This window comes from Arthrobacter rhombi (assembly GCF_900163545.1).
In the GTDB taxonomy this organism is placed as follows: domain Bacteria; phylum Actinomycetota; class Actinomycetes; order Actinomycetales; family Micrococcaceae; genus Arthrobacter_H; species Arthrobacter_H rhombi_A.
The window spans coordinates 23,559-36,200 of record NZ_FUHW01000048.1 but is presented as its reverse complement, the minus strand read 5'-3'; the positions used below and the strand labels follow the sequence as shown (position 1 = coordinate 36,200).

The 12,642-nt window shown below is 63.4% G+C and carries 11 protein-coding genes; 5 read left to right on the top strand and 6 right to left on the bottom strand.

Features of this window, described 5'->3' with window-relative positions:
* The 3 genes from FM101_RS14320 to FM101_RS14310 form a co-directional block, all read right to left on the bottom strand.
* Window positions 1–361, bottom strand: a 361-nt coding sequence (locus FM101_RS14320; protein WP_179204344.1) for an FAD-dependent oxidoreductase, incomplete at its 3' end; no start/stop codon positions are given.
* Window positions 362–558: 197 nt separating this feature from the next.
* Window positions 559–855 (bottom strand): hypothetical protein, encoded by a 297-nt coding sequence (locus FM101_RS14315; protein WP_087000854.1) that lies wholly within the window; start codon window positions 853–855, stop codon window positions 559–561.
* A gap of 106 nt (window positions 856–961) precedes the next feature.
* On the bottom strand, window positions 962–1,300 hold the full coding sequence (locus FM101_RS14310) for a WXG100 family type VII secretion target (protein WP_087000852.1): 339 nt from the start codon (window positions 1,298–1,300) through the stop codon (window positions 962–964).
* A 200-nt stretch (window positions 1,301–1,500) separates the two neighbouring features.
* Between FM101_RS14310 and FM101_RS14305 the strand changes: the two genes are divergently transcribed.
* From FM101_RS14305 to rarD, 5 genes are read left to right on the top strand one after another with little or no spacing between them, the layout of a single operon-like run.
* Window positions 1,501–1,824 (top strand): hypothetical protein, encoded by a 324-nt coding sequence (locus FM101_RS14305; RefSeq protein ID WP_087000850.1) that lies wholly within the window; start codon window positions 1,501–1,503, stop codon window positions 1,822–1,824.
* Window positions 1,825–1,830: 6 nt separating this feature from the next.
* A complete protein-coding gene (gene eccD, locus FM101_RS14300; RefSeq protein ID WP_087000848.1) occupies window positions 1,831–3,177 on the top strand; it encodes a type VII secretion integral membrane protein EccD in 1,347 nt (448 codons plus the stop codon).
* Window positions 3,178–3,192: 15 nt separating this feature from the next.
* Complete coding sequence (locus tag FM101_RS14295; RefSeq protein ID WP_087000846.1) at window positions 3,193–4,254, top strand: hypothetical protein; 1,062 nt, start codon at window positions 3,193–3,195, stop codon at window positions 4,252–4,254.
* A gap of 3 nt (window positions 4,255–4,257) precedes the next feature.
* Window positions 4,258–8,235, top strand: a complete 3,978-nt coding sequence (eccCa, locus tag FM101_RS14290) for a type VII secretion protein EccCa (RefSeq protein WP_087000844.1) — start codon at window positions 4,258–4,260, stop codon at window positions 8,233–8,235.
* Between the two features lie 46 nt (window positions 8,236–8,281).
* On the top strand, window positions 8,282–9,289 hold the full coding sequence (gene rarD, locus FM101_RS14285; protein ID WP_087000843.1) for an EamA family transporter RarD: 1,008 nt from the start codon (window positions 8,282–8,284) through the stop codon (window positions 9,287–9,289).
* Window positions 9,290–9,316: 27 nt separating this feature from the next.
* Here rarD and gabT read toward each other — a convergent pair whose 3' ends face one another.
* The 3 genes from gabT to FM101_RS14270 form a co-directional block, all read right to left on the bottom strand.
* Window positions 9,317–10,699: a 4-aminobutyrate--2-oxoglutarate transaminase gene (gabT, locus tag FM101_RS14280; RefSeq protein ID WP_087000860.1), complete on the bottom strand. Its 1,383-nt coding sequence runs from the start codon at window positions 10,697–10,699 to the stop codon at window positions 9,317–9,319.
* A 150-nt stretch (window positions 10,700–10,849) separates the two neighbouring features.
* Window positions 10,850–10,990, bottom strand: a complete 141-nt coding sequence (locus tag FM101_RS14275; RefSeq protein ID WP_087000841.1) for a methionine/alanine import family NSS transporter small subunit — start codon at window positions 10,988–10,990, stop codon at window positions 10,850–10,852.
* The gene (locus FM101_RS14270) at window positions 10,987–12,588 is read right to left on the bottom strand and encodes a sodium-dependent transporter (RefSeq protein WP_087000839.1); all 1,602 of its coding nucleotides are present in this window, start codon (window positions 12,586–12,588) and stop codon (window positions 10,987–10,989) included. The genes FM101_RS14275 and FM101_RS14270 overlap by 4 nt, the downstream gene beginning before the upstream one ends.
* Window positions 12,589–12,642: the final 54 nt, after the last annotated feature.

Below are 12,642 nucleotides of genomic sequence, written 5' to 3'. Positions count from 1 at the left end.
CCATGCCGGGGATGTTCAGGTCGGCGTCCTGGATGGCCCCGGTGGCGAAGATGACTGCGTCGTACATGTCTCGAATATCGGCCAGAGTGATGTCTTGGCCATAGTTGACGTTTCCCAGGAAGCGGATGTCCCCGCGGTCCAGGACCTTATGTAGCGCCTTGACGATGCCCTTGATCCGTGGATGGTCCGGCGCGACACCGTAGCGGATCAACCCGTAGGGGGTCGGGTACCTGTCGAAGAGGTCGATGCTGACCTCGAACTCTCGTTCGGCCTTGGTCAGGATGTCCGCAGCGTAGACGCCAGCCGGGCCGGCGCCGATGATGGCGACTCGCAGCGGACGATCAGCAGCAGGGTTGGACACTGTTTTTCCTTTCGGCGGTACTCCTGGGATGTGTCACTCCGGAGAGGAATTAACACACAGCCACCTAGTCTAATTGCACTCACGCCGCCCCGCGTATTTGTGTGGGAGCGCACACACTCATGGGGCGGGTGACCGACCGGCCACCCGCCCCATGACGGACCTCAACCGCAGCGTGATAAACCGCGATCCTTGAGCAATTAGCTCCAGATGCCTTGGACCTTCCCGCTGGCGTCCTTGGCGGTCACGGAGTTTTCTCCCAAAAGCTTCCGCGCCCGATGTACGAGCTGGAGAGTTTCATTGGCGGCATCGATCCAATCCTTTTCGACGCTGGAGTAGGCATCTCCCGAGTTGCTGTCCTCCCAGTTGTCCTTGACGAATTTCGTCTGGGATTCGCGGTCGCCGATGATGCTTTCAATACGTCCGGCAATGCGGATGATGTCGCCTTCGGCGCGCGAGGCGGCGTCGCTGTCAAACTGAATGAGGTCGTCTGCCATGTTCAAATCCTTTGCTGTGGGTCCGTGCCGGACCGGTATATCGGGCTAGTGAGGCGATACCGCCCCGTCAGCAGCGCCCCGAGGCACTGCGAAGCACTGGCTACTGCTAGAAGCGGAAGTTCGAGGTTTTGGCTCCGGACGCCTGGTTTTCGGCTTCCTTGCCGCCGGCTTCGAAGTCGTCATCCATCTGGACGTAATGCTTGGCACTCTCCGCCTGGCCCTGCGAGATGCCCGAGAGGGCCTTGACGAGGTCCTGCTGGACCCGCTGGGACTCGGCCATGAAGTTCTCGTAGGAGACCGCACCGTTGCCCTTGAAGGTGGTCTTCAGATCTTCGACTCCATCGACCAGTTCCTCGACCAACCGCACCAGCTCATCACCTGAACCGCTGGCCTCCTCAGCCGCCTTGCCGATGGCATTGACATCCATCTTTCCCTTAAAGCTCATATCCCTGTTACCTTTCCTCGATGCGGGGCGGACCCTCGCTGTCCGTGCCTTGCTTGCTACCAGCTAACGGCACGGCGATAAACAGGGTCAAGCGTCCTGCATGGGGAGAACTACCCATGCTCCCGGTTTTCTGCCATTTTTCATCCATTCACCTGACATGATGGACTCACACCAACACATCGTTAGATCGAGAGGGAACCGTGGCGACTGAATTCGACAACCAACTCATCGAGTCGGTCGCCGTCCGTCGCAACCGGGTTACCGATGCCCTTCTCTATGGTGAGAATCCGACCGAGCGCCGCTGGAAGGCGACGACTAAGCAGTTCCTGTTCAGCCTCGTCGCCGCGGCACTGATCACTGCCATCTGCATCGGGGTCTCCTTCGTCTCAAACATGCTCGCAACCCGGGCCGCGGAAAAGAAGCAACGGCAGGATCAGATGCAGAGCTCTGCCATCCTTTTCTTGGCGCCTAACCAGTCAGCCTGGCCCTCGCCCAGCCCGAGCCCCGGAAGGATGGGGAACTAGCCCGTCATGGCCCAGCCCTACACACGCGTGACCCTCGTGGGAGAACGCCGCAATGCCGACCTCTTGCTGCCCGCCACCGAATCCGTGGGAACACTGATGCCACAGATCCTGGACCTGCTCGGAGACAGCCCGGGCGACTCCGTCGCCACCAAGGTTCTCCTGACCGCCACCGGGGAGCCCATCCCCTCGCGGGAAACGTTGACCCAAGCGCAGGTCGTCGACGGTGCTCGCCTCACGCTCGTCAGCAACAGTGAAGCCCCACCACCTGCCGTCGTCTATGACATCTCCGATACCGTCGTCGAGCAATCCCGGGAAGTGCGGGGTTCATGGGACCGCACCCATCTGGTGACCGCATCGGGGATCTTCGCCGCGTTGGGGCTCTGGCTCGCCCTGGATATCTTGCTGGGAAGGTACCTGCCTGAGGCCCGTTGGTGGATCCTCCTCGCTGTGGGGGCCGGGCTCCTGGCATTGGGCGCTTCGGTATCTGCTGCGTCCCGGCCCGTCTCCTCTGCCCTGATGGGCGCGGGCTGGGGTGCGGGCATGATTGGCCTGCTTCATTGGTCCGCTACCCCCTCGTTGCGACTGTTATTGGCCGCTGCGGGCACCGCCGCTTTCGTCGCCTGCTTGGCGACGGTGCTCAAACATCCACGAGCCGTCCTGTTGGGCGCCGGTGTTCTGGGGACGCTGACCGGCATCTGGGCCGTGGCCCTGCCCTTGGCCCGTTGGGCATCGGCCAGTACCGATACCGACCTCGAGGTCGGCGTCGGCGCCATCGCGGCAATTTGTTCCATCCTCATCATGGGTCTGCTGCCGGCCTTGGCACTGTCACTGTCGGGTTTGTCCACCCTCGACGACCAGCGGGCCAAAGGCACCTCCATCTGGCGCCGAGATGCCATCACCGCCATCCGCTCGGCCCATGCCGGACTCACCCTGGCCACCGTGGCCGCTGCCATCTCCGCTGCCGTCGGGATGTGGTTGGTCGCCACGGATGATCGGCATCCCGTGTGGACACTTCCCCTACTCCTGGCTCTCGCATTGGCAACCCTGCTGCGCTCCCGGGCCTTCCCTCTGGCTCTGGAACGCTACGCGCTCTATGCCGCCACGGGCATCGGGGTCCTGGCCGGCGCAGGGGCACTGACTCGGTTGAACGAAGACACCGTGTGGATCGTCGGGCTGTCCATCCTGGTGCTGGCCGTCGTGATCGGCCTGGGCTTGGCGGTGGATCTGCCAGACCATATCGAGGCACGAATCCGGCAGATCTGCGAACGACTCGAAACCCTGGCCATAGTCGCCACGATCCCCCTGCTCATCGGCTACTTCGGCGTCTACGCCCAAATGCTGGACACGTTCTAGCACGGAGGACCTTCCATGACCGCATCTCAGCATCCCGGCCACCCGGCGGGCGAGCAACAACTCGACCCATGGGGGCAGCCACTCAATGATCCCTGGGCACCCACGCCGGATAGCCGACGGGGTGGCTCCGGAGGGGTTCCCGGCCCCTCCACACGGCGGGCCCGGCCCACCTCCGATACGTTGGGCGCACCGTTGGAGAACGACCGCCGCCGGCTATCCGGTGTCCGGGCCACCGGCGGATCCCTCCGGCGCATCCTCGGGATGTTGTTCGGTGGCAAACACCGCGCGACGGAAATTAGTCAATTCGCTGCCGGCGTGCAGGCCCCGGTCACCACCGGTCGACGGATCGCCGTGGTCTCGACGCGTGGCGGTGCAGGAAAAACGACGGCCGCCGCGCTCCTGGCCCGCACGTTCTCTGCCCTACGGACCGACAGCGTCTGCGTTCTGGACCTCGACCCGGGCCATGGAAGTCTCGCCCTGCGCCTAGGGATCGATGATGCCCTCGCACTAGACTCCATCGTCCCAGAACTCACCAACGGCGCCCAGCCCGGCGCCGCGCATCTGGCCGAGTTGCTTGCCCCGGCCGCCGACGGGCTTTACGCAACGGGGCCACGCTCAGGCTCACCGCAGCGGACTGCGGCTCCGCTGCTACGGGAAGCCGCGTCCACTGTCTCCCGGTATTTCCCCATCACGTTGCTTGACTGCCCCACCGGTCTGGAAGCTCCCGAAACCCAGGCCGCACTGGCTGACTGCCACGGGGCCCTCTTCGTGGTCCCGGCGACGCTCTCGGGCCTCGATGACGCTCTCACTGCCTTGTCCAGGTGGCGGATGAACCCGCTCCTCGCGCCAGTGCCCCTGACGGTGCTGGTGATGCAGCAGGACCATTCATCGGCGCTGCAAGCCCTCGACCAAGCGGGCCGGCTCTCCCGGCTCGGTTTCGATGCCCACGCCATCGGCTACGACCGGCATCTAGCCGCCGGTGCACGAGTCACGCTGCCATTGATGCTTCCGGCTCATCGGGAGGCAGGCACCGTCCTGGCCGCCCGCAACCTCGAACTGGCCAACGGGGTCCAGTAGCAGATGGCTCAGCGAATCATTCACCGCCCCGCGCGGACCTCGACACCGTTGCGTATTTTTCGTCCCTTCCTTCTTGACGGGCCCCCACCGGTCGAGGGCGAAGCACCCGGTCTGAACTTGATGTCTATCGTGCCCATGCTCGGCGGCGCGGTATCCATGACGGCCATGATGATGTTCCGTAACTCCCCCTTCGCGGCCATCGGAGCCATGATGATGATCGTGACCGTGGTGATCGCCATCTTCATGATGTTCTCCAACCGAGGTAAGGCCGTGCGGACCCGCACCCAACTGCGCGAGAACTACATGCGCTACTTGGAACGTTCCCGCGTGAAAATGCGTGCCGACGAGATCGAGGCGCTCGGGGTGGCCCGGCAAAGTGCCCCGCCACCCGAGGCTTTATTCGATATCGTGCGCACGCCCATGCGGCTCTGGGAGCGTCGCCGCGGAAACGAGGACTTCCTGGACGTTCGGCTCGGCTCGGGGGCCCGCCCTTGCCGGGATATCACGGTCAGCGAGGTTTCCGGCGCCACCCAGCAGACCGATTCCTTCATGGCCGCCGAAGCAGAAATCCTCAAACGCCGTTTTTCCACCAGTCCCGATATGCCGGTGACGGTACCCCTCGATTCGGTGGGGAACGTCAGCATCATCGGCGACCGCGAATTCGTCACCTCCACCACCCGGAACCTCCTGATTTCGGCCAGCGCGTTCCATTCCCCCGAAGATTTGGGTCTGGGCATCAGCACCCCCGAACATTTGAGGGACGACTGGCAGTGGGCCACGTGGTTGCCGCATCTGGCGGATCAAAGCCGAAGTTCGGGGGTGGAGTTGGAACGCCGGATCGCCCCCGACCTTGCGTCGTTGGCCGACGTCATGAATACCGATCTGCAACGCCGGGCCAAGATCGCCGTGGAAGCAAAAAAAGTGAATAGTCGGGCGGGGCAGGCCCTGGCACGACTCGTCGTGGTCTCGGATACCCATGGAACACAGGCACAAGAGCTCCCCTTGGCCGACCGGTTCCTCTCCCCCGGAGACCTCGGCCTCACGGTCCTGCACTTGGTGCACGATCGCAGCGAGGAACCCAGCGACATCACCATCAGGATCACCCAGACCGGCGAGGGATTCCAGGTCCAGGACTACCGCTCGGACTCGGTACATCCCGAAGTTTCCTTCGGGTCCTTGGACCCGCTATCCGTCGCAACAGCCGATGCGTTGGCCCATGAACTGTCCCCGCTGCGGCTTTCAGCCGATTCCTTGGAACATGGTGGTTCCGGACAAGGCGCCGAGAGCTTTTTGGGGATGCTCGGCCTCAGCTCGAATCTGGACCGTGCCGATATAGAACGCACCTGGAAACCGCGTGGCGACGCCGAGTTCCTTCGGATCCCCCTGGGACCAGACGACGCTGGCCGTCCCACGGTCCTAGATTTGAAGGAGTCCGCCCAGTTCGGCATGGGCCCACACGGGTTGTGTGTCGGGGCTACGGGTTCGGGAAAATCGGAGATGCTGCGTTCACTCGTCTTCGGATTGCTGGCCACTCACTCCCCCGACGTTCTGGCGATGGTCCTCGTGGACTTCAAAGGCGGTGCCACCTTCGCCCCCTTCGAGGGCGCTCCACAGGTCACGGGCATCATCACCAACCTCTCGGACGACCTTTCCCTGATCGAGCGCGTCTACGCCAGCCTCAACGGGGAAATTTTGCGTCGCCAGGAAGTCCTCAAGGCTGCGGGAAACATTGCCAACATCACCGACTACCAAGTTCACCGCAATGAGCGACTAGCCCGTGGCGAAGACATGGCACCCTTGCCGCATCTGGTGGTGATCATCGACGAGTTCGGTGAGCTGCTCACCGCCCGCCCGGATTTTATCGATCTGTTTCTGTCCATCGGGCGCATCGGCCGATCTATCGGCGTCCACCTTCTGTTGAGCAGCCAGCGCGTTGAATCGGGAAAGCTCAAGGGGCTGGAAACCTATCTGTCCTACCGATTGGGCCTGCGCACACTGTCCGAATCAGAATCGCGCACGGTGTTGGACAGCCCCGATGCCTTCCATTTGCCCCCGGTCCCCGGATACGGCTTCCTCAAGGTCGACACCACGGTCTATACGAGATTCAAGGCCGGCTACGTTTCCGGCCCGGTCGAGGACGTCAGGCAAGATGAGGCAGACGAGATGGCCCCTGCCGAGGTCGCCGATGTGCTCACGGTCCCCCGCTATGCGGGGGAGGAACCGGAAGGGGAAACGAGCACCACCCAGAAGAAGGACGTAGCTGCCAAACGCACCACCGGCCCCACCGTGATGTCCACGCTGATGGACACGTTGCGTTCGTTCCCGCGCTCGGTCCAAGAAATCTGGTTGCCTCCGCTGCCCGCCGCCGTCTCCTTGGATGCCGCAGCTGGCGGCGTCCATCCGGGCAAACATGGCCTTCAACTGGGTTCCGGAGGCGGGTTGCGCGTACCGATCGGCCTGCTCGACGACCCGGCCAAACAGTGGCAGGGTCTCTGGCATATCGATTTCACCTCAGGCGGCGGGAACCTGATGATCACCGGTGGCCCCCAGTCGGGGCGCAGCACGTTATTGAGGACCGTCGTGGCCTCCATGGCGTTGACTCACTCTCCCCATGAAGTCGGCATCTACTGCATCGACCTGCTCGGCTCCGCACTGCTACCCCTTGGCGGGCTGCCCCACGTCGGCGGCACGGCCATCCGTACCAACCGCGAAGTCGTCCGCCGCACCGTGGAGGAACTGGTAGGCATGCTCCTGGTCCGTGAACGAGTCTTCGAACACCACCAGATCGATTCCCTCACGACCATGCGCCGCATGCATGCCGATGGTCGGCTCCCCGAACTACCCAGCGCCGACATCTTCTTGGTGATCGACGGCTATGGGCAGATCGCCGACGACTTCGAAGAGATCCAGGAGAACGTCTTCGCGTTGATCATGCGCGGTGGAGGCTACGGCATCCATGTCGTGACCACCCTGAACCGCAATGCGGAACTTCGCATGGCGCAGCAGGGCTTCTTCGGCAACAAAATCGAGACCGCCCTCGCCGAACCGTCAGACTCGCAGATCGACCGGAAGGTCGCCCCCGGTGTCAATCCTGAGGCCCCCGGACGGGCGTTGTCGGACCGCAAGTTGATCGGCCATGTGGCGCTGCCCCGGATCGACGGAGTCGATGATCCCGAGGACCTCTCCGACGGCCTGAAAGACCTCGTGGCCCAAGTGGCCGAACACACCACCGAAACCGCCATGCAGGTCCGTGTTCTCCCGGCCAGCGTCGGCTGGGAACAGGCGCCCCCAACACCGGGCCAGGGACAGTTCCCACTGGGCCTGCGCGAAGTCGACCTCGGCAACCACGTCTTGGATCTGCAGTCCAAGGACCGGCACCTGATCATGCTCGGTGACGAAGAATCCGGCAAATCCAACATTCTGCGCAATGTCATCGCCACGCTGGTTGATCAGCACACCCCGGATGACCTGCTCTTCGGTGTCTACGATCCCCGCAAGGGACTCGACGACGTCGTACCCGACGACTATCTGGGTGGCTACGCCGGCAGCGCCATCGTCGGGGAACAGCTTTCCGCGGCTTTGGCAGCCGAGTTGGAGCTACGCAGCACGGGAGGTGACGATAACAACAAGCCCAGCAAGGCGAAACTGGTCGTCATCGCCGATGATTACGACGTGCTGACGGCCAGCGGTTCCTCCCCCTTGTCACGCCTCACCAAATACCTGCCCATGGCCGACGAACTTGATCTTCACGTCATTTTGACCCGCAAGGTCCGCAGCGCCAGCCGAGGCATGTATGAATCATTCTTTTCCACACTGCGCGACGCCGGAACGGCTGCGCTGATCATGAGCGGGGACCGATCCGAGGGCGGATTGATCAACAACATCCGTGCCCGGCCCCTGCCCGCGGGCCGCGGGCAGCTAGTCCAGACCGGGCGTCCGGTACAGACGGTACAGACCTACCTGAACCCCGACACGGAATAGTGTCGGAATGTGGAATAGGCCGGGGGCACCCCGGGTTGCCAAGAGTATGCCCCACGAAAGTACCCCCGAAGCCCCTGCACGCCCGGGGATGACCGGCACGACGACACGGCCGAGCCGTGCCGGGTTGGGCCAGGGGCTTGGCGCTTACGCGCTGTGGGGCCTGATGCCGTTGTACTTCATGACGATCGCGATCGCCTCCCCCACGGAGATCGTCGCCAACCGGATCGTGTTCAGTCTGGTCTTCTGTCTCCTGCTGATCACCTTCACCCGCAGTTGGAATGACCTGCGCGTGCTTTTGCACGACCGCCCGGCCCTGCGACGGCTCGCGCTCGCCGCGGTGCTGATCACGGCGAACTGGGTGACCTACGCTTTTGCCGTGCTCAACGGGCACGCGGTGGAGGCGTCACTGGGCTACTTCATCAACCCGTTGGTCTCCGCCGGCCTGGGAGTGGTCTTCCTGAAGGAACGGCTGACCCGGCTGCAATGGACGGCCCTGGGTTTCGGACTCGCTGCGGTACTGGTGCTGACCTTCGCCTACGGTTCGGTGCCGGTGATTGCGTTGACCCTGGCCTTCTCCTTCGGCCTGTACGGGTTCGTGAAGAATCGTGTGGGGCGCACCGCCACGGCCGTGACCAGCCTGACCGTCGAGACTGCCTTTCTGACGGTTCCTGCCCTGGTGTACTTGGGATGGCTGATGTCCCGGGATGAGTCGACGGTGCTCAGTAACGGCCCGGGACACTTCTGGCTCATGGCGGCCAGCGGCATCGTCACCGCGGTACCCCTGCTGCTCTTTGGCGGCGCGGCCCGCAGACTGCCGTTGAGCACCTTGGGAACCCTGCAATTCTTGAACCCGGTGATGCAGTTCATCATTGCCGTGGCGCTCTTCGGAGAGGCCATGCCTCCTGAACGGCTCGCCGGTTTCGCCCTCGTCTGGGTGGCCATCATCCTGGTGGCTGTCGACATGCTGCGCCGACCAGGTCCTCCCCGGATGGCGCGCCGCTCAGCAACTGCCACCGCGCTTAAGCAGGACGGCACCGGACCAGCCAACGGCTGATCCGGCGCCGAACGTCGCCTTGATCGCTCAGGCGTGCCGGCGAATGGCTTCTTCCAGAACATCGAATGCGTCGGCCAACAACTCGTCGGAAATGACCAGTGGCGGCAACAGGCGCACCACGTTGCCGTAGGTGCCGCAGGTCAGGATGATGACCCCTGCGGCCAGGCAATCAGCGGCGATCTTCCGGGTCACCTCGGCGTCGGGTTCCTTCCCTCCGGCCTTGACGAATTCGATGGCCAGCATGGCTCCACGGCCGCGCAGGTCCCCGATGGCAGGCACTTCATGCTGCAGTGGGCGCAGCCGGGTGTAGAAGGTCTCCTCGATGGCCCGGGCGCGGCTGTTGAGGTCCGCTTCGGCCATGTATTCCACGGCAGCCAACCCCGCGGCGACCGCCACCGGGTTGCCGCCGTAGGTTCCGCCAAGCCCTCCGGGGTGAACTGCATCGAGGAGTTCGGCCCGGCCGGTGACAGCCGAAAGCGGCAGGCCACCGGCGATGCCCTTGGCCAGGGTGACGATGTCGGGGACCACGGATTCGTGGTTCACCGCGAACCAGTCGCCGGTGCGGCAGAAACCGGACTGGACCTCATCAGCGATGAAGACGATGCCTTGTTCCTTCGCCCATTCGGCGATGCGCGGCAGGAATCCCGTGGCGGGGACGATGAAACCGCCCTCGCCTTGGATGGGCTCGATGATGATGGCGGCGATCTGGTCCCCACCGATCTGCTTTTCCATCGACAGGATCGCCCGTTCGGCGGCTTCCTTGCCGGAGATGTTCGGGTTTTCCTCACGGAAAGGGTAGCTCATCGGCATCCGGTAGATCTCCGAGGCCAACGGCCCGAATCCGCGCTTATAGGGAGCTGCCTTGGCGGTCAGGCCCATGGTGAGGTTGGTGCGGCCGTGATAGGCGTGGTCGAAGGCGACGACGGCGGTGCGTCCCGTGGCGACACGGGCGACCTTGACGGCGTTCTCCACGGCTTCTGCGCCGGAATTGAAGAACACACTCTTCTTGGCGTGCTCGCCAGGGGTGAGCTCGGCCAGCTTCTCCGCCAATTCCACGTACCCCTCGTAGGGGGTGACCATGAAGCAGGTGTGGTTGAAGCGTTCCGTCTGCTGGCTGACGGCGGCAGCGACCTTCGGGTTGGAGGCGCCCACGGTCGTCACCGCAATGCCGGAACCCAGGTCGATGAACGAGTTCCCGTCCACGTCAACGATGACCCCACCATCAGCGTCCGCGGCATAGACCGGCACTGAGGAGGCGACGCCGGCAGCAACGGTCGCGGCGCGACGTTCGGCCAGGGCCAGGGAGGCGGGGCCGGGGAACGCCCCGGTGATGTTGCGCTTTTGTTCGAGCCGGTATTCGATCTCCACGGCGGCTTCCTTCCATTGGGTACTGCGGTTGGGGCCTTGCATCGGCATTGAGCCTACGGTCAGCCGTCCAACGGACGCTAGGGTGCCTGGCACAGGGCTACCCGTGATGCGTTATGCATCCGCACAGCGCACAAACGGCGGTGCTCCCCATCCCTGGAAAGGGACGAGGAGCACCGCCGGTGAGGGAAGAGGCTAGAGCTCGGGCGCGATGTTCTCGGGCAGGTCGTCCTGGGGCTCCTCGGGGTGGCGGGAGAGGTTGATCAGCGCAAGCGCCAAACCGCCCCAGACCGTCACGATGGCAATGATCAGCATGGTGATCGCAATGGGTGTCATGGCTGGGTCTCCTTGTTTTTCGCGGCCGTATACGCATCCTCGTCGGCCTTGACTACGTCGTATTCCGGGTCGTTATTGGCCTTGGATTTCTTGCTCCAGGGAACGAGCGTCAGCAAGAGGGCGATGACGATCAGCGAACCGGCCATCCCCCATCCGAAGACTCCGTTAAACCAGGCAGGGTATCCGCTGTACTGTTCCGTGGCCTTGTCCTGCAGCTCGGAGATCAGGATGTAGCCGAGCACGATCGGCGTCAGGCCTCCGAGCAAGATCCGCCAGAGCCCACCCATTTTGAGGCTGGACGTGCGGTTGAGGTGCTCGTGCAGTGCCGGCAGCTTGGTCACCCCGACGGTCACCACGATGACCGCTGCCAAGGCCACCGCCATGATGCCGAAGCTATTGACGAAGGCGTCGGTGGTGTCCAGCAACTGCAACCCCGTGGTGGTGGGGAAGAGCACCAATGAAATCAAGGCGATGGGTACGGTCACCACCAGGGTGGAAGAAACACGCCCCCAAGCCAGCTTGTCCTGGATGGCCGCGACGATCACCTCGAGAATGGAAATCAGCGACGTGATGCCGGCGAAGACCAAGGCCCCGAAGAACAACACGCCCAGCACCGAACCGAAGGGTGCCTGCGAGACGATCGTCGGGAACGCCACGAAGGCCAGCCCGATGCCGCCGCTGACGACATCGTCGATCGCCACACTCTGGGCCTGCGCCATGAAGCCCAGCACGGCGAAGACGCCGATGCCCGCCAGCAGTTCGAAACCGGAGTTGGCGAAAGCCACCACTGAACCGGATCCGGTCAGGTCGGTTTTGCGTTTGAGGTAGGAGGAATAGGTGATCATGATGCCGAAGGCGATGGAAAGGGAGAAGAAGATCTGCCCGTAGGCTGCGGCCCAGACCCCGGGGTCCGCCAAGGCGCCCCAATTCGGGGTGAAGAAAGCGTTCAGTCCGTCCATGGCCCCGGGCAGGAACAATGCCTGCACGACCAGGATGACGAACATGACGACGAGCAGCGGCAGGAAGATGCTGTTGGCCTTCGAAATGCCCCGCCGGACACCCAGGACCATGATGGCGATGATCACGGCCCAGACGATGAACAGCGGGATCAATACCCCCGGTACGTAGTCGAAGCTCAGCCCGGGGACTTCTGCGACCTTCAGGAAGTCGCTGGAGAAGAAGGTGTCCGCGTCGTCGCCCCAGGCCTTGTTGAAGGAGAAGATCGTGTACATCGCCGCCCACGCGATGATGACCGCATAGTAGATGGCGATGACGAAGCAGATCAGCACCTGCCACCAGCCCAGCGGTTCGGCGGCACGGTGCATGCGCCGGTAGGCCAGCGGTGCTGAGCCGCGATATTTATGCCCCACCGCATAGTCCAGGAAGAGCAGTGGGATGCCTGCCGTCAGCAGGGCCACCAGATACGGGATCAGGAAGGCGCCGCCGCCGTTTTCGTAGGCAACGTAAGGGAAACGCCAAATATTGCCCAAGCCGACGGCGGAACCGATGGCCGAAATGATGAACAACTTGCGCGAGGAGAAAGTTTCTCGTTTATGGCTCTTGGCTGTCGCTGCCCCGGCCTGAGATGGAGTGGTCATGTCATACACCGTAAACTGCTGTTGCCCTCGTCACAATTACCTCGAGTCGCGTTC